The organism is Spirosoma lituiforme, assembly GCF_054776635.1.
This window is the reverse complement of the sequence record NZ_BAAHBO010000007.1, coordinates 332,276-349,540: the sequence shown is the minus strand read 5'-3', so window position 1 is coordinate 349,540 and position 17,265 is coordinate 332,276. Positions and strand designations below refer to the sequence as shown.

Sequence of the window (17,265 nt, the reverse complement as noted above, 5' to 3'; positions counted from 1 at the left end):
ATTTATGCACCAGTTGATTTTGTTGCAAGCTACACCGTCATCTCCCGCCGATTGGGTGTTGTTCTGGGGTCATTTTCACCCGCTTATTGTTCACCTGCCCATTGGCTTTTTGCTGATTGCCGGCCTGCTCGAAATTGACCGTCTTGTCCGGCACAACTCGGTAAATCCGCACACGATTACGTTAATTCTATTTTGGTCGGCGGTGAGTGCTACATTGGCCTGTGTGTTCGGGTACATGCTGTCGTTGGGTGGCGGGTACGAAGCCGAAACCCTGAACAGCCACAAGTGGGAGGGGATTGGCGTGGCGGTGTTTGCCTGGCTGGCCTGGTCAGTAAAATCCGAAAATCTGGGGCGTATTTTGCCTTTCGCGTCGCTCGTTTACTTGCCTGCGTTGGGCGTATCGCTGGTACTGCTGCTGGCCGCCGGGCATTTGGGGGGTAACCTGACCCACGGCGACGACTACCTGACCCAGTACATGCCGGAAACCATGCGGTCGCTGGCCGGTATGCAACCGAAGCAGAAAGAAATCAAATTCCAGCCAATTACGGATGTCAACCAGGCGATGGTATTTCAGCAGATTGTGAATCCGATTCTGCACAGCCGTTGTGTACAATGCCATAATGCGGAAAAATCTAAGGCAGGGCTGAGACTGGATACCCCCGAAATGATAAAAAAGGGGTATGAAGACGGGCCGGTACTCGTAGCGGGCAAAGGCACCGCGAGTGCATTGGTGAAGGTTTGCCTGTTGCCCGACGACGACGATCATCATATGCCGCCCAAAGGTAAAACCCAGCTAAAAGAGAGCGATATCGCCCTGCTCACCTGGTGGATAGATCAGGGGGCGCCCTTCGACAAAAAGGTAGCCGACCTTACTGTAAACGAAGCTATTCGACCTGTGCTGGCGTCTTTGGCGGGTAGTCCAGTTGAAACCGAGGGCCTACGGGTTGCATCAGGACCTGCGCCTGAATCGCAGGTATTGACCATGAAGGTACCAGCCGCCAACCCTGAAATAGTTGATGAACTGAAAAAGCTGAACTTGCTGGTATTACCTTTGTCGAAAGAGCAGAATCAACTGGAAGTCAGTGCTGTAAATGCCCGCACATTCAATGATACGCAGGCTGCTATCCTGCCCAAATTGAGTAACCAGATTGTGTGGCTCAAACTGGGTGATACGGAGATTTCTGATGCGGCTCTGACCGCCATTGCCAAGTTGAAAAACCTGCAAAAACTTCATCTGGAAGAAACAAAGGTGACCGATGCGGGGCTGAAACAGCTAAGGCAACTGACTAATCTGGAGTATTTAAATCTGTATGGAACAGCCATTACCGACGCTGGATTAACCGAACTGGCCGGGCTGAAAAACTTAAAGACGATCTACCTCTGGCAGACTAAAGCCACTGAGCAAGGCATCGCAGCCTTGAAAAAGTCGCTGCCTAAACTGGAAGTAGTAGGCGGAATCGGTGAACAGGCCATTAGTGACTTCGTAAAAATAGCCCCAACTGAACCCAAAGCTAGCGAAGCGAAAGAGGAATAGGTATCTGCCCAGCAACCTGACAAAATAGTCTATCAACAAGATAAGATAGTACGATTTTTACATTTCTTCTAAGGCTATTTTTGTAGATTAGTTTCATAATCAACTGGTTCGTTGGTATGGGTTACTGGTCAGACAGACGATTTCGATCCATTTCTCTTAGCGTAGCGGCTGGCCTCTTCGGTGTGTCTATCTGGTTAACCGCCTGCCATAATTCAGTCGAGAAACCAGCCGAACTCGTGGCGGCTGAAGCAACCCTACCCGAAAAAGTTGATTACAATCTGCACGTAAAACCCATCTTGTCCGACCGCTGCTTTGCCTGTCATGGTCCTGATAAAGCCAAACAACAGGCGGGTTTGCGCTTGGATACACCCGAGGGAGCCTATGAGGCTCTTGTAAAAAGTGGTCACAAAGCGATCGTTCCAGGCGATTTGGCCAACAGTGAACTGGTGAATCGCATCATCAGCCATGATCCCGAGGTGGTAATGCCGACGCCGAAATCAAACCTGACGCTCACGGCGGAAGAAAAAGCAATGCTTATTCGCTGGGTTGAACAAGGTGCGGAGTACAAAGAACATTGGTCGCTCGTTGCGCCGACAATGCCCGAAATTCCGAAGGTGATCGATCAGAAATGGGCGATCAATGACATTGACCGGTTTATTCTGGCCAAACAGGAAGCGAAAAAGCTGGGCCACGCACCCGAAGCGGACAAATCAACGCTACTTCGGCGGGTAAGCCTTGACCTGACGGGCCTGCCACCGACACCTGCCGAAGTGGACGCATTTCAGGCTGACACATCGCCGAATGCCTACGAAAAAGTGGTGAACCGCCTGCTCAACAGCCCTCATTATGGCGAGCGGCAAGCCGTTGAATGGCTTGATGTGGCTCGCTACGCGGATACGGACGGCTACCAGGACGACGGCCTGCGTACCATGTGGCCCTATCGTGACTGGGTTATCCGGGCCTACAACCGAAACCTATCGTTCGATCGGTTTATTACCTGGCAGCTGGCCGGTGACTTATTGCCCAACCTGTCGGCCTCGAAGGATCGACGCGATAAATTGATTGCTACGGCTTTTAATCGCAATCACCAGCAAAGCCAGGAGGGCGGCATTGTCGATGAAGAATACCGCACCGAATACGTTGCCGACCGGACCAACACGTTTGGGAAAGCCATGCTGGGCCTCACCGTAGAATGCGCCCGCTGTCACGATCACAAGTATGATCCCATCAGTCAGAAAGATTATTACTCGCTTTTTGCGTTTTTCAACAGCAATAATGATCGGGGACAGATTCCCTACAATGGCGAAGCGGCTCCGACCATTACGCTGACAAAGCCCGAAACGGAAGCGAAGCTGCGCTTTATCCGCGAACAGTTAACCCCTGTTCAACAACAACTTAATCCTAATCGACCCGATTACCAGCAACGTTTTGGGCAATGGCTGAGTAAAACAAAGGCTGTCTCATCAATCGACTCAGGATTACTGGCTCATTACACATTTGATGAGGCCGACCGAACTGACATCAGTGCTTTCGTAAAAGCTAAAAATGAGGAACAGAAGCGGGAAGACGAAAAGAAGAAAATAGTTGACGAAGCCAAACGGAAAAAAGAAGGCGTCGTCAAATCTGGTAAATCCAACAACAAAAAGCCGGAGAAAAAAGAACCTGCCAAGCCTAAAACAAAAGAAGAACTCTGGAAAGATCCGCGTAATGCCTTTGCCAATAGTGTAAATGACACGCTGCCCGCCCGCCTGGGTGGCGACCCCGATAAAGTACCGTATCCGGTGCCCGGCCGCTTTGGTAAAGCGCGTTACCTGGCGGGCGACAGCTTCATTGAACTGCCGGGCAATTTTGGGGCCTTCGAGCAAAATGAACCGTTCACGATCAGCAGTTGGTTTAATCTGGCAAAACCGGACATGGCCCTGACATTACTGGGACGAACAACCGGACCAATGGATGGGCAGCGTGGCTACCAGCTTGATTTACTGGGCGATGGGCGCCTGAAGCTTACCCTCAACCATGTTTGGCCAGCCAATGCCATCGATATTGAGTCAGTTGAGAAGGTGCCGGTGCATCAGTGGTTTCAGGTTGCGTTTGCTTACGATGGAAAGGGTCAGGCCAGGGGCGTCAGCATTTACCTGAACGGCCGGCCTGTTCGGACAAGGGTTATCACGGACAACCTGCTGCACAGCATGGTATTTGGCAAAGACCGAACCCACTGGGCGCAGCATAATTTCTACGTTGGGCGGATGCACGATAATTTCTACAAAGATTTTGCGGTCGATGAACTTCGAATTTATCAACGTTGCCTGACATCACTGGAAATGCCCCAGCTGGCGGGTCAGCCTGATGCGTTGACGGCTGCGTTACAGACGCCGGTTGCGAACCGAACACCCGCACAACGGATGGGCCTATACACCTACTATGTCAGAACCCAAGATCCTGCTTACCGGGCGGCCTACACCAAGGCTATGAAACTGCGGGGAGAGCAAATCAAGCTCTACACCAATTCCGATCAGGTGATGATCATGCAGGAACGATCGGTGCCGCGCCAAACGCATCTGCTGAAGCGGGGGGCTTACGATGCACCCGGCGAAGTGGTTACCCCCGCTGTTTTACATAGCCTTAATCCACTGACGGAGGATTTGCCTAAAAACCGGCTTGGTCTGGCTAAATGGCTACTGGCCCCCGAAAATCCGCTGTTCAGTCGGGTAATGGTGAACCGGATGTGGCAGCAGTACTTCGGGCAGGGCCTCGCTAAGAACAGCGACGACTTTGGTAATCAGGGCGCTTTGCCCAGCCATCCAGAACTACTGGATTATCTGGCCGTAAAATTTCGGGATACGGGTGATCCAAAATCGGGCGGAAAATGGAACGCGAAAGCGATGCATAAGCTGATCGTAATGTCTGCAACCTACCGGCAGGCATCGAGTGTGCCCGAGACGGTGCGAGAGGTTGATCCGGACAATACTTTTCTGACCCGTGGACCAAGCTATAGAATGTCGGCAGAGCAGGTGCGGGACAATGCGCTCGCGGCCAGTGGATTACTGACGCAACGTGTGGGCGGTCCCAGCGTACGTCCCTACCAGCCCGCCGGAATCTGGGAGGCTCTGGCTACCCGGAATGCTGTAAAATACACCCAAAGCAAAGGGGATAGTCTCTACCGCCGGTCTATGTATACGATCTGGAAACGCTCTTCGCCCGCGCCCATGATGTTGAATTTCGACGCGGCCGAACGGCATACCTGCGTCGTAAAACGGCAGAAAACCAGTACGCCCCTTCAGGCCCTGGTTACCCTGAATGACCCACAGTTTGTTGAAGCCGCTAGGGTACTGGCGCAGCATATACAGCCCGTTACCAATGCATCGGCTGGTATTGAGGCTGTTTTTAAAGCCGTTGTCAGCCGTCCGGCGCGGCCAGCGGAACGCGCGCTGGTAAACCAACTCTATGCCGAAGAACTGGCTGATTTTAAGCGGAATCCCAAACGGGCAAACGAACTACTGTCGGTGGGTGAATACCCCGTCGACAAGAAGGTAGACCGAGCAGAATTGGCCGCGTGGACGGTGGTAGCCAGCACGATAATGAATTTCGACGAAGCGATTATCAAACGATAGGGGAGCGAACAATGGATATTCAGGACGAAATACACGATCAACTCAGTCGTCGGACATTTCTGGGCCAATCCAGTGCGGGGCTGGGAGCGATTGCGCTGGCTTCGCTACTCAATCCGACAAAGCTGTTTGGTGGGGGATCCTCCACGCCAGGCGAAAATCCTGCCGTGGGTAAGCCGCACTTCTCGCCCAAAGTGAAGCGGGTTATCTACCTGTTCCAAAGCGGGGCTCCTTCGCAGCTGGAATTGTTTGATTACAAGCCGAAACTCGAAACCATGTGGGGGCAGGATTTACCGGCTTCCGTGCGCAACGGCCAGCGCCTGACGGGGATGAGTGCCGGTCAGAGTCGTTTTCCACTGGCCGCATCGAAATATAAATTTGCGCAACACGGACCAGGTCAGATGTGGATCAGTGAACTATTGCCCCACACCGCCCGCATCGCCGGTGACCTGACATTTGTTCGGTCCCTGCATACCGAAGCCATCAACCATGATCCCGCCGTCACTTTCTTTCAAACGGGAAGCCAGCAGGCGGGTAGACCAAGTTTCGGTTCGTGGATAAGCTATGGCCTAGGGTCCGATAATCAGAATTTGCCAGCCTTTGTGGTGCTCCTTTCCAAAGGGCGCGATGGTGATCAGCCGTTGTATGCCAAACTCTGGAGTAATGGGTTTCTGCCGTCGGTGCACCAGGGCGTCGTATTCCGATCGGGACCCGACCCTGTTTATTACCTTAATAACCCGCCGGGCGTTGACAAAACCAGCCGCCGACGCATGCTCGATTACCTGACCAAACTTCACCAGGAGCAATACAGGCATGTGCTGGACCCGGAAATCAATAACCGGATGGCTCAATACGAAATGGCGTATCGGATGCAGACGTCGGTGCCCGAAACGCTCGACATCTCGAAAGAGCCGGATTATATTTTCGATATGTACGGTCCCGATAGTCGCAAGCCCGGTACGTTTGCCGCTAACTGCCTGCTGGCCCGCAAGCTGGTCGAAAAGGACGTCAAGTTCGTTCAGCTGTATCACCAGGGATGGGACCAGCACAATAATTTGCCCAACGATATTAAAACGCAGGCCAAGAGTGTCGACCAGCCATCGGCGGCCCTGATCATGGACCTCAAACAGCGCGGTTTGCTCGATGATACACTCGTCATCTGGGGTGGAGAATTTGGCCGGGGTGCTTACTCGCAGGGAAAATTGACCCGCGATAATTATGGCCGCGATCACCATCCAAGGGCCTTCTCGGTCTGGATGGCTGGGGCAGGGATTAAAAAGGGCATGGTCTATGGCGAAACCGACGACTTTGGCTACAACGTAGTCCGTGATCCGGTTCATGTTCATGATTTTCAGGCAACTATTCTGCATCTGCTCGGTGTCGACCACGAAAAGCTGACCTTCAAAAGCCAAGGGCGCCGGTACCGATTAACAGACGTGCATGGTAAAGTGGTTAAACCACTACTGGCCTGAAGGCAACGTGTAGCGTTGCGGATAAGACATGATTGGCCTATGAGGTTGCAAACCTTATAGGCTTTACTTTTGTCTATATTCTTCTATATGCTACAACAACTTGATACATGGATACGAGCCCTGGTTCGCTGGTTTGGCTACGTGCCTAACCGCGACTTGTCGGGCTGGGTACTGCTCACGGTAGCCGTACTGCTGGGTTTAATTGTCGACTTGGTTATCACGCAGATCGTCCGGCTTATTGTCAAGCGTCGACCATTTCAGACACTGGGGTATCTTAAAACGTACGTTCGGTGGGCATTCTGGGTGTTTGTTCCCTCACTGTTTTTCCTGCTGGCAACCAATGTTCAGTCAGCCCGATTTATCCGTCGGCACCCGGTAGCGGATAAAACGGCCGAAGTGCTGTTCCTAATTGCGAGTACCTGGCTGGTCGTTCAGTTGCTGCGGGTGGGCGAGTTGCTGCTTATTCGACAGTACGATACCGTTCAGGATGTTAATTTATCGCACCGAAAATTTGTCACGCAGGTTCGCTTTTTTCGACGAGTACTGACGGCCGCTATTATTATTATCAGCGCGTCACTGCTGTTGATTTCGTTTCAGGGTAGTCGAAAAGTAGGACTGAGTGTCCTGACTTCGGCCGGTGTGGTGTCGGTACTCATCGGTTTTGCTGCCCAGAAAACGCTGGCTAATCTGATGGCCGGTATTCAAATAGCGTTTAATCAGCAAATCCGGTTAGGCGATGCGGTGGTAGTCGAAAAAGAATGGGGGCGCATTGAAGAAATCAACCTTACCAGTGTCATCGTTCGCATTTGGGACCGACGTCGGCTGATACTACCCATTACGTATTTTGTTGAAACGCCGTTTGAGAACTGGACCCGATCCGACGCGTCCATTATTGGTACCGTTTTCCTTTATCTGGATTATAACGTTCCCGTTGAAAAAATTCGGGAGAAGGCGCGGGAGATTGCCGAAAACGATCCCCTCTGGACCCGAGATACGTTTGCCGTGCAAGTAACGGATACGCAACCCACCTGTATTGTGATCCGTATTCTGGTATCCGCGCCCGATGCACCATCGGCCTTCGATTTACGCTGTCACATGCGTGAGCAACTGATTGCCTTCATCCGCGATGAGTATCCGCACAGCCTGCCGCAAACGCGCCTGATGCTGGCCGAGGAACTGAAGCTGAAAGAGAGTTAATCAGCCTGAGGTGGTAGGTCTAGGCTACCACCTCAGATTATCTAATCTTCCCAGCCAAACGACCGCTCAATGGCTTTTTGCCAGCCTCGCATGAGCTTCTGGCGCTGCGCATCGTCCATTGTCGATTCATACGTTCTGGCAACACCCCAATTCTGGCGGAGATCATCCAAGTTCTGCCAATACCCCACGGCGATTCCGGCAGCATAGGCGGCTCCTAGCGCGGTGGTTTCGGTCATGCGTGGGCAAACCACGGGGCCGTTCAGAACATCGGCCTGGAATTGCATCAGTAATGAATTGACGACCATGCCCCCATCGACGCGTAGGGATTTGAGCGAGACACCCGCGTCCTGTTCCATCGCCCGAACGACATCAACGGTTTGATAGGCGGTTGCTTCCAGAACCGCCCGGGCCAAATGACCCTTGGTAACGAAACGCGTCAGACCCGCAATAACGCCCCGAGCATCGGCTTTCCAGTGAGGAGCGTAAAGTCCCGAAAAAGCGGGGACAAAATAAGCGCCACCGTTGTCGTCTACCGAACGGGCAAGCGTTTCAATATCCGTGCTCTTTTTGATAATACCCAGGTTATCGCGCAGCCATTGCACGAGCGCGCCAGTGATGGCCACGCTGCCTTCCAGCGCGTAATGAACCGGCTCGTTCTGAAACTGGTAGGCAACCGTTGTCAACAGGCCGCACGTGGAGGTGCGTAGTTCAGTGCCGGTGTTCATCAGCAGGAAACAGCCCGTTCCGTAGGTATTTTTGGCTTGCCCCGGTTCGTAACACGTTTGCCCGACAAGGGCCGCCTGCTGATCGCCCAGAATGCCCGCCACCGGCACGCCGGGCAGCACCTCAGACGATACTGTTCCGTATACTTCACTACTGGGGCGTATCTGCGGCAACATGGCGCGGGGAACGGTGAAATCCCTCAATAAGTCATCGTCCCAGCTCAGGGTTTGAATGTTCATAAGCTGAGTGCGGCTGGCATTCGTGACGTCGGTCAGGTGCAGGCCGCCGTTTGGTCCGCCGGTCAGGTTCCAGACCACAAATGTATCCATGTTGCCAAAGATTGCTTCGCCCCGCTCGGCATCTTCTCGAAGGCCCGGCACGTGATCCAGCAACCATTTCAGCTTTAGTCCACTAAAATACGTGGCTAGAGGTAAGCCTGTTTGCGGCCGGAAGCGATCCTGTCCCTGACTGGATGGTCCGTGGCCATTTCCTGAAAATTCGATGACCAGATCCGCCGTCCGCATGTCCTGCCAAACGATGGCGTTGTAGTAGGGTTTGCCCGTTCGGCGATTCCAGACAACGGTTGTTTCCCGCTGGTTGGTGATACCGACGGCGGCAATATCCTGCACGGAAAGTTTCCCTTTGATACGGGCCAGCGCGATTACTTCGAGCGTATTTCGCCAGATTTCTTCCGGATCATGTTCTACCCAGCCAGGTTGCGGATATAGTTGCTTGTGTTCTTTCTGGGCCAATGAAACAATCTTGCCTTGTCGGTCAAACACAATGCAACGGGTACTGGTCGTTCCCTGGTCAATGGCGGCTATGTAGGAGGGCATATGAATCTGTGAAAAGAGTAAAGTTATTACAAGGTAAACCACCGAATGAGCAACCCGCCAATTGTAGCGCCTACCAATGACCCAACGACAGGGACCCAGACATAGCTCCAGTCCGACGAGCCTTTGCCGGCAATGGGCAGAAGAGCGTGCGCCAGCCGGGGACTGAAATCACGGGCGGGGCTCATGGCGTATCCTGTAGTGCCGCCCAGGGAAAGGCCAATGCTCCAGACCAAAACCCCGACCAGGTAAGGGCCAACGCCTACGGCCAGTTCGCCCAGGTGCTTCGACGAAATGCCCGCCAGCCCCAGAATGAGCACCAGCGTAGCCATGGCTTCACTCAAAAAATTGGAACCTGGTTTACGAATGGCCGGACCCGTGGCAAAACAGGCCAGTTTGTCCGCCGGGTTGGGCGTGGCAGCCCAATGAGGAAGGTAATGTAACCACACCAGCGTTGCGCCTATAAAAGCCCCGATTAGTTGCGCCGTTATGTAGGGCACCACATGGCTGAAATCATTTGTGGCTACGGCGAAGGCAACCGTAACCGCGGGATTTAGATGCGCATCGACGCTCCCAAAGGCTTTGGCGACAAAAACGCCCATGGCTACGGCAAACGCCCAGCCTGTTGTAATGACAATCCAGCCCGATGATTCACCTTTTGTTTGTTTCAGCACGACGTTGGCTACTACACCGTTGCCCAGCAGAATAAGTACCGTGGTGCCAATTAATTCACCGAGAAAGGGAGAGGTTTGCATGATCAATTAGTCGTCGCTGTCCATGAGCTACTGACCAGATTCAGGATTTAGGAATAGTTTGTGCGAATTAAGTCATATTTTTGGCCCCATGCCAAATAGGAAGTTAAATTCATTTGTCTACCGTGCCCAAAGGCATCTGGCTTGTGCCGACGAGTCGGCCTCTAACAAGCAGTTATGGTATTGGAATGACGGATACAGTCGGTCGCGATGAATTAAACGACGACGTCAAGGTGCATGCTGCTGATTAAGCAAGGAGGTTTCTCAAAAACTCGCCGTGTCCGTTCTAAGAAACGGTCACCACAGATAAAGTATACCAATATATACTGGCCATTTTCCTGAAAAGCGCTGTGCCAAAAAATTACGCTGACTAATTTTCTGACACGATTTCAGGTGGCTTGTGTATCTTTGACAACAATATACAGTACGGTACGTTTGTTTCAATAACGATTACAGGTTTACCCTCATACACTTACCCGATTCGTTCGTATGCTCTTGCTCCAGGTTCCGGCTATTGACACTACGGCCAACTCATTGTCGGCCACAACGGCTGCTCAACCCCAATCGCTGCAATTATTTGACTTAGTAGCCAAAGGTGGTTGGGTGATGATTCCCATTGCATTCCTGTTGTTTTCTGCGCTCTACCTGATCTTCGAACGGTTTTTCGTGATTCGGTCGCAAAGCCGATACGATGCCAATTTCATCGATAACATTCGGGATATGGTGGCACAGGGAAATATCAAATCAGCGGAGTCGTTCGCCAAAAACCAACGTACCGCTATGGGACGTGTGTTCGAAAAGGCCATTGGCCGAATCGGGTCGCCCATTCGTGAAATCGAAGGAACTATTGAATCCGTTGGGCAGATTGAACTCTCCCGCTTGGAGCGGAACATGGGGTACCTCGGTATTATTGCCGGTATTGCACCCATGCTGGGCTTCATCGGGACGATATCCGGTATCATCCGTATCTTCTACGACATATCCCTGTCCGACAACATTAGCGTTGGTATCATTGCCGGTGGATTGTACGAAAAAATGATTACATCAGGTTCGGGGCTTATCGTCGGCGTTATTGCCTACACGGGCTATCACCTGCTCAATATGATGATCGAACGGTTTACCCTTGCCCTAGAAGTGAATGCGTTCGAGTTTATCGAAGTTCTCCAGAAACCAACGGCCGAGCCCGCCCGAATGCGGTAACATTCGGACCGTAAACTGACTATGAAACTCCGACGTAAAACTAAATTTGCTGCCGAAGTCGCGACGTCTTCGCTGAACGACATCATGTTTTTCCTGCTGTTGTTCTTCCTGATTATATCGACAGTGGCTAATCCGAACGTCATCAAGTTGCTGTTACCCAAGGCCGCAGCGACGCAGCAACTGAGCAAAAAACAGGTAACGTTGTCCGTTGACTCCGACAAGAAATACTACATCGACAAAAAACCAGTTGATCCGGCCAATCTGGAAAATGAGTTGAAAACAGTGATGGCGGGTATTGCTGAGCCGACGGTTGTCGTACGTTTCGACAAAACGTTAACGGTGCAAGATTTAGTGGATGTGCTTCAGACCGGTGCCAAACTTAACATTAAGATGGTGATGGCCACTTCGAAATAGTCTGAACCGCACGGGTAGCCCCGTGGGATTTTTATGATTGCCATGATTTTGTCAGGCCGATACAGAACTGTATCGGCCTTTTTTATAGGTGGATAACTGGATTGAAAACGCAGCGAGCACAAAGATTTTAATACTTTGTGCTCGCTGCGTCTCTGCGTTTAAATAGTAGCTTCTTAAAACCGGAAATTCAGCTTCCCGAACCAGTAAGCGCCGTTACTACCCATTTGAACGGGGTCCCAGGCACCACCCGATTCGGTAAGATCGGCCCGATGTAAGTCAGGATATACATTGAAAATGTTGGAGCCACCAACTGATAGGCCGACCTGTGGCGTAAACCGATACGAAATAGACAGATCGGTTGTGGCTTTCGGGCGATAGATGTCCAGATTAGTTGCATCGTAATTCCAGTTCGCTAATTTCACCTCGCCAAAACGCACTACACGTACTAGGAAAGCCCACTTGTTGATACTGTAATCGAGTGTGAGATTTAGTTTGGACGGTGGAGCAGATGCCTTTACGAAATAGTATTCCCGTAGGTCAAAATAAAGGTCTTTATAAGGCTTTAATTTGGCGTTCGTGTTCACACTGATCGTGTCTAATGAATTGAAATTCAGGCCTAATGATGTGTTCAGTCGCCCATTGCCTACCTGCGTATGATGCGCTAATACAATGTCGATACCACGGGTCCGTGTGGAGATGGCATTCGTGAAAAACTGTACACGGCTAACGTTTAGTTGTTTTAATTCATCGGCAATCGTTGGTAAGTCATCGCTGAACTGACCCGTCAGAACAACCCGGTCTTTGATGCGAACGTAATACGCATCGACCGTTAACGAGAAGCCACTGCCCAACTGGCTGGTAAAGCCAAGGCTACCATTGACCGAGGTTTCCTGTTTAAGGGGAGGGACGCCCAGGGCCTGAGTAATGGCACTACCGTTCTGAGCAATCTGTACCTGCACGGCCTGACCGCCTACGAAATTCGTAATGGTCGAATTGAAATAGGCTTGTGCCAGCGAAGGAGCCCGGAAGCCTGTGCTCACTGTACCGCGCAACATAAAGGCCGGACTGACTTTCAGGCGGCTCGATAGTTTACCATTCAGCGTACTTCCGAAATCGCTGTAATTCTCGTAACGGGCGGCTGCGCCAATCATGAAGGCTTTGGTTAAATCAGCTTCTGTATCGACATAGATCCCCAGATTCGTACGGCTTTTACTCAGCGCATTGCTCGGTTGGAAGCCCGGAAATCCTTGTGAACCCGCTGCTTTGGTAATGTCATAGGCTTTATAGGAAGCTTCTTCGCCCGCAAAGATGGTATAGTTCTCGTACCGGAACTCCGACCCAAAGGCTATGTTTAAGCCCTGCAATTTATCTTTATAAAATCGGGTGAAATGCAGGCCCGTTACGTTTTGCTGCAACTGAAAACCGCCCGCGTTGAACTTGCGGGGCGATGAGGCCCCCAGGGAGGTATTAAGCGTGTTCTTTACACCGTAATCAAAGCGGTTTGAGCCAAAAATGTTGCCCAAATCCACATTCCAGCCCCGCAGATTGGTGCGTACACCGGCCGCGAAGGTTCCATCAAGAATTTTACTGGTGATGATAGGATCGAATCCATCGGGATAAATGGAGGGAATGTTCCGCGGGCTATCAGCTGTGCGCGTCCAGGCATACCCATCCCCCTGGCGACTGTTTAGGCCACCGAAAGCATAAATCGTGGTATTGGTCGTAATGGGAAGCTGTGCGTTCGCATACAGCGATGCGTTGGTAATCTTTGAATCGCCATACTGCCGCCGTTGTAGGGTAGAGTCGATACCGGGTGTATTGGCCCGATTTGTATGCTGGCGCTGGTTGTAATCGCCAGTAAGGTTGATGAACCCACTCTTTCCCAAACGAAAGCCATAGTTGGCATTCACGTTGAGGTTGCCACCATCAAATTTCTGATTGTCGAAGCGATACTTAGCCTGATATGCACCATAGTTTACGTTGGCTGTCAGCTGATTAGTGCTCGTTTTCAGGACAATATTAATAACCCCGGCAATGGCATCAGAGCCATATTGAGCGGCTGCGCCATCCCGCAAAATTTCAATCCGTTCGATAGCTGCTGCTGGAATTGTATTCAGGTCAGTACCCGTATTGCCCCGACCTCGTGTGCCGAACAGGGTAACAAGTGACGATTGATGCTGTCGCTTTCCGTTAATTAACACCAGCGTTTGATCGGGGCCAAGGCCGCGAAGAGAAGCCGGATCGACGTGGTCAGCTCCGTCAGATCCGGTTTGCCGGTTTGAGTTGAAGGATGGTGCTACAAACTGAAGTAGCTGATTCACGTCTAGTTGGCCCGTTTTGGCGGTTACCTGTCTCACATCAATAATGTCAATTGGCGCGGGTGAATCCGTAACGGAGCGATTCAGGTTACGTGACCCTACGACAACGACTTCATTAAGACTGGTCTGCGCTGATTTCAGGGCTACATTCAGGGCCGTGTTTCCAGTTTCGTTTACTGTGATGGATTGCTCGGCGGTTTCAAAACCTAACGAACTGAATCGCAATTTGTACTGACCTGGTGTCAGCTTTAGGGAAAAATCGCCTTCACCGTTGGTTGTGGTGCCAAGTTGCTGGCCAATTACGACTATCGTAGCGCCTGGAAGGGGACTGTTATTCGATGCGTCGGTGATCCGGCCGCGCAGATTCTGAGCAAACACTGTTGTCGATAATAGGCAACAAATAATGGCTATTCGTGTAGTCATTGAGCAATCAACTATGGGGACAAGAATTGGAAAAATGCAAAAATACAGCCTGAGTTCGTTCGAGAAATTAAAGACGCTGTTTTTTGCATAAGAAATAAAATTTTGTGTGTATGAATCAGGAGATTGCCATTATCTATTCTGATTAATCTGGCATCATCAGAATAATGCTGACAGATTAAAAACGATGAATTGACGTTGAGTAATGCCGTAAGAAAAGCGACCATAGGCAAACTTGCCCGCTAATCATAAATCAATTGTAGCGGCTTTGTAGTTGTATAGCACACAACTCAACCTCTCATGATAGCTGATTACACCGAAGCGGCCGTTTGTAAAGTCGATGATTTAGTCGATGGCGAATTGAAAGAAGTCCACGTGGGCGATACAGATGTGTTGCTGGCCCGCGCTGGTGGTCAATTCTACGCCTTACACCCCAAGTGTACCCACTACAGCGCCCCTTTGGCGAAAGGATTGCTCAACGGCCATCGGCTTGTCTGTCCGTGGCATAACGCCTGTTTCGACGTGAGAGACGGCCATCGGCTTGAGGCTCCCGCACTAAACGGCTTGCCTACCCACGAGGTCCGCATTGAAGGAGGAGAGGTCTTCGTTCGCCTGACTACCGACAAGGAGAGTCTGGAAAACCCAATGTCTGCGCCCGACGAAGCCAATTCAGAAACGTTTGTGATTGTTGGGAGTGGAGGAGCGGGCGCTTTTGCCGCGGAAGGAATGCGTGAAGGAGGCTTCACGGGTAACATCGTCATGCTAACCCAAAGTGGAGAAGTGCCCTATGATCGACCCAATTGCTCGAAAGATTACCTGCAAGGCAAAGCGCCGGATGAATGGATGACCCTTCGCTCGGAAGAATTTTATAAAGACTATGGTATTGACATCCGGACCAACCAACAAGTAACGAGCCTTGACCCGACAATCAAACAGATTGAGCTGGCATCGGGCGAAACGATCACGTACGATAAGGCATTGATTTGCCCCGGCGGTAAACCAAATGCCCTGCCGGGATTAGCGACTGATCTGGAAGGCGTTTACACACTGCGCAGTCTGCACGACAGTCAAACGCTACGGGAACTTGGGCAGGCTGGCAAGCGGGTGGTTATTGTGGGTAGCTCGTTTATCGGGCTGGAGGGCGCCATGAGTTTGCGTAAACTCGGCAGTAATGTCAGCATCGTTGGGGTAGAAAGTACGCCGTTTGAGAAAATCCTGGGCGAAAAAATTGGTCGGGTTATTCAGGGATGGCACGAAAAAGAAGGCATACAGTTTCATCTAGGCCGCAAAGTGGTTCAACTGGAAGGAGACAAAACGGTAACCGCCGTTACCCTCGATAACGGTGAACGGATACCCGCTGATTTCGTCCTGCTCGGTCTGGGGGTAAAACCTAAGACGGATTTTCTGAAAGGTATTTCAGTCGAAGATGACGGGGGCGTTATGGCGGATGCGTACCTCAAAATAGCGGATGATTTATATGCAGCCGGCGACATTGTACACTACCCAACAGAAAACGGTTCGCAGCGAATAGAACACTGGAAAGTAGCGGGTCAGCAGGGGCATATAGCGGGCCTTAACATGGCGGGGAAAGAAGAGCCATACCAACTGGTTCCCTTTTTCTGGAGCAACCAGCAGGGAAAACGCATCAACTACATTGGTCACGCGACAACGTTCGATGACATCATCTACGAAAGTAATCCCGAAACGGACGAGTCATTCCTCGCTTTGTATAGCCAGGGTGGAAAAATTGTTGCAGCAGCCGGTTTAAAGCGCGATCAGGACATCATTGCTATCCGAGAATTGATGCAGGAAAACCGCATGCCTTCCGTCGAAGCAGTCCGGAAAGGCATTACCTGGGTTGAGGAGTTGAAGGCGGTGTAACAAATCATGGCTTTTTAGCGCGTATGCCATACGTGCTAAAAAGTCAAACCTGTTTACCTTTGTGGTCAAACCCTGGAAAACCGGTTTGGTTATGACGCATCAACTTGTACTCAGAAAGCCCCTGGCCTTTTTCGATCTTGAAACAACGGGCATCAATGTCGTTAAGGATCGGATCATTGACATTTGCATTATTAAGGCGTTACCGGGGGGCGAGGTAGTCGTTAAAAACCAGCGGGTTCACCCAGGCATGCCCATCCCGCTGGAGTCGAGTCTGATTCACGGAATTTATGATGACGACGTTCAGGATGCGCCCCCGTTCAAGGCCGTAGCCCGCACACTGGCTCAATTTCTGGATGGCTGTGATCTGGCCGGGTTTAATTGCAATCGATTCGACGTACCAGTGCTGGTTGAAGAATTCCTGCGGGCCAACGTAGACTTCGATATGAAGAACCGGCGAATGGTGGATTCCCAGCGAATTTTTCACCTCATGGAGCCGCGCAATCTGTCGGCAGCCTACCGATTCTACTGCAATAAAGAGTTGATCGGAGCCCACGGTGCAGAGGCCGACACCATAGCGACGCTTGAAGTGCTCGACGCTCAGGTACAGCGGTATATGGGTATGGTGGCTAAGGCCGACAGCGGAATTGACGTAACATTCGACAACGATATCGATATGCTCCATAGCCTGACAGCCAATAAAAACATCGACCTGGCTGGCCGGATGATTATCAACGAAAAGGGTGAAGAAGTCTTTAATTTTGGCAAACACAAAGGGGCGCTGGTGCTTGAGGTGTTGAAAAAAGAGCCTTCTTTTTACGACTGGATCTTAAAAGGGGACTTTCCGCTGGATACCAAACGTCGCCTGACCGAAATCCGGTTACGGATGCTGACCAACGGAACTGCTAAACGATAA

The 17,265-nt window shown here is 51.3% G+C and carries 11 protein-coding genes; 8 read left to right on the top strand and 3 right to left on the bottom strand.

The features are described 5' to 3' along the window. Nucleotides 1-4 precede the first annotated feature (4 nt). The 4 genes from ACYU87_RS22245 (at nt 5) to ACYU87_RS22230 (ending at nt 7,811) form a co-directional block, all read left to right on the top strand. On the top strand, nt 5-1,534 hold the full coding sequence (locus ACYU87_RS22245; protein WP_461136302.1) for a c-type cytochrome domain-containing protein: 1,530 nt from the start codon (nt 5-7) through the stop codon (nt 1,532-1,534). 116 nt (nt 1,535-1,650) lie between these two features. Next, nucleotides 1,651-5,145 carry a DUF1553 domain-containing protein gene (locus ACYU87_RS22240; RefSeq protein WP_461136301.1) on the top strand — a complete coding sequence of 1,165 codons (3,495 nt, stop codon included), beginning with the start codon at nt 1,651-1,653 and terminating at the stop codon, nt 5,143-5,145. A gap of 11 nt (nt 5,146-5,156) precedes the next feature. Next, a complete protein-coding gene (locus tag ACYU87_RS22235) occupies nt 5,157-6,614 on the top strand; it encodes a DUF1501 domain-containing protein (protein ID WP_461136300.1) in 1,458 nt (485 codons plus the stop codon). An 87-nt stretch (nt 6,615-6,701) separates the two neighbouring features. Beyond that, nucleotides 6,702-7,811: a mechanosensitive ion channel family protein gene (locus tag ACYU87_RS22230; protein WP_461136299.1), complete on the top strand. Its 1,110-nt coding sequence runs from the start codon at nt 6,702-6,704 to the stop codon at nt 7,809-7,811. A 41-nt stretch (nt 7,812-7,852) separates the two neighbouring features. Here the strand turns inward: ACYU87_RS22230 and glpK are convergent, their stop codons facing one another. Then, nucleotides 7,853-9,370, bottom strand: a complete 1,518-nt coding sequence (gene glpK / locus ACYU87_RS22225; protein WP_461136298.1) for a glycerol kinase GlpK — start codon at nt 9,368-9,370, stop codon at nt 7,853-7,855. Between the two features lie 26 nt (nt 9,371-9,396). Further along, complete coding sequence (locus ACYU87_RS22220) at nt 9,397-10,122, bottom strand: MIP/aquaporin family protein (protein ID WP_461136297.1); 726 nt, start codon at nt 10,120-10,122, stop codon at nt 9,397-9,399. A 486-nt stretch (nt 10,123-10,608) separates the two neighbouring features. Between ACYU87_RS22220 and ACYU87_RS22215 the strand changes: the two genes are divergently transcribed. Further along, nucleotides 10,609-11,319 (top strand): MotA/TolQ/ExbB proton channel family protein, encoded by a 711-nt coding sequence (locus ACYU87_RS22215; RefSeq protein ID WP_461136296.1) that lies wholly within the window; start codon nt 10,609-10,611, stop codon nt 11,317-11,319. A gap of 21 nt (nt 11,320-11,340) precedes the next feature. Then, a complete protein-coding gene (locus tag ACYU87_RS22210) occupies nt 11,341-11,733 on the top strand; it encodes an ExbD/TolR family protein (protein WP_461136295.1) in 393 nt (130 codons plus the stop codon). Nucleotides 11,734-11,906: 173 nt separating this feature from the next. On the opposite strand, the gene ACYU87_RS22205 is transcribed toward ACYU87_RS22210, so the two are convergent. Further along, nucleotides 11,907-14,474, bottom strand: a complete 2,568-nt coding sequence (locus ACYU87_RS22205; protein ID WP_461136294.1) for a TonB-dependent receptor — start codon at nt 14,472-14,474, stop codon at nt 11,907-11,909. Nucleotides 14,475-14,771: 297 nt separating this feature from the next. Here ACYU87_RS22205 and ACYU87_RS22200 point away from each other — a divergent pair, with 297 nt between their 5' ends. Both ACYU87_RS22200 and ACYU87_RS22195 read left to right on the top strand, forming a co-directional pair. Then, the gene (locus ACYU87_RS22200; RefSeq protein ID WP_461136293.1) at nt 14,772-16,352 is read left to right on the top strand and encodes an FAD-dependent oxidoreductase; all 1,581 of its coding nucleotides are present in this window, start codon (nt 14,772-14,774) and stop codon (nt 16,350-16,352) included. 91 nt (nt 16,353-16,443) lie between these two features. Next, complete coding sequence (locus ACYU87_RS22195; protein ID WP_461136292.1) at nt 16,444-17,265, top strand: exonuclease domain-containing protein; 822 nt, start codon at nt 16,444-16,446, stop codon at nt 17,263-17,265.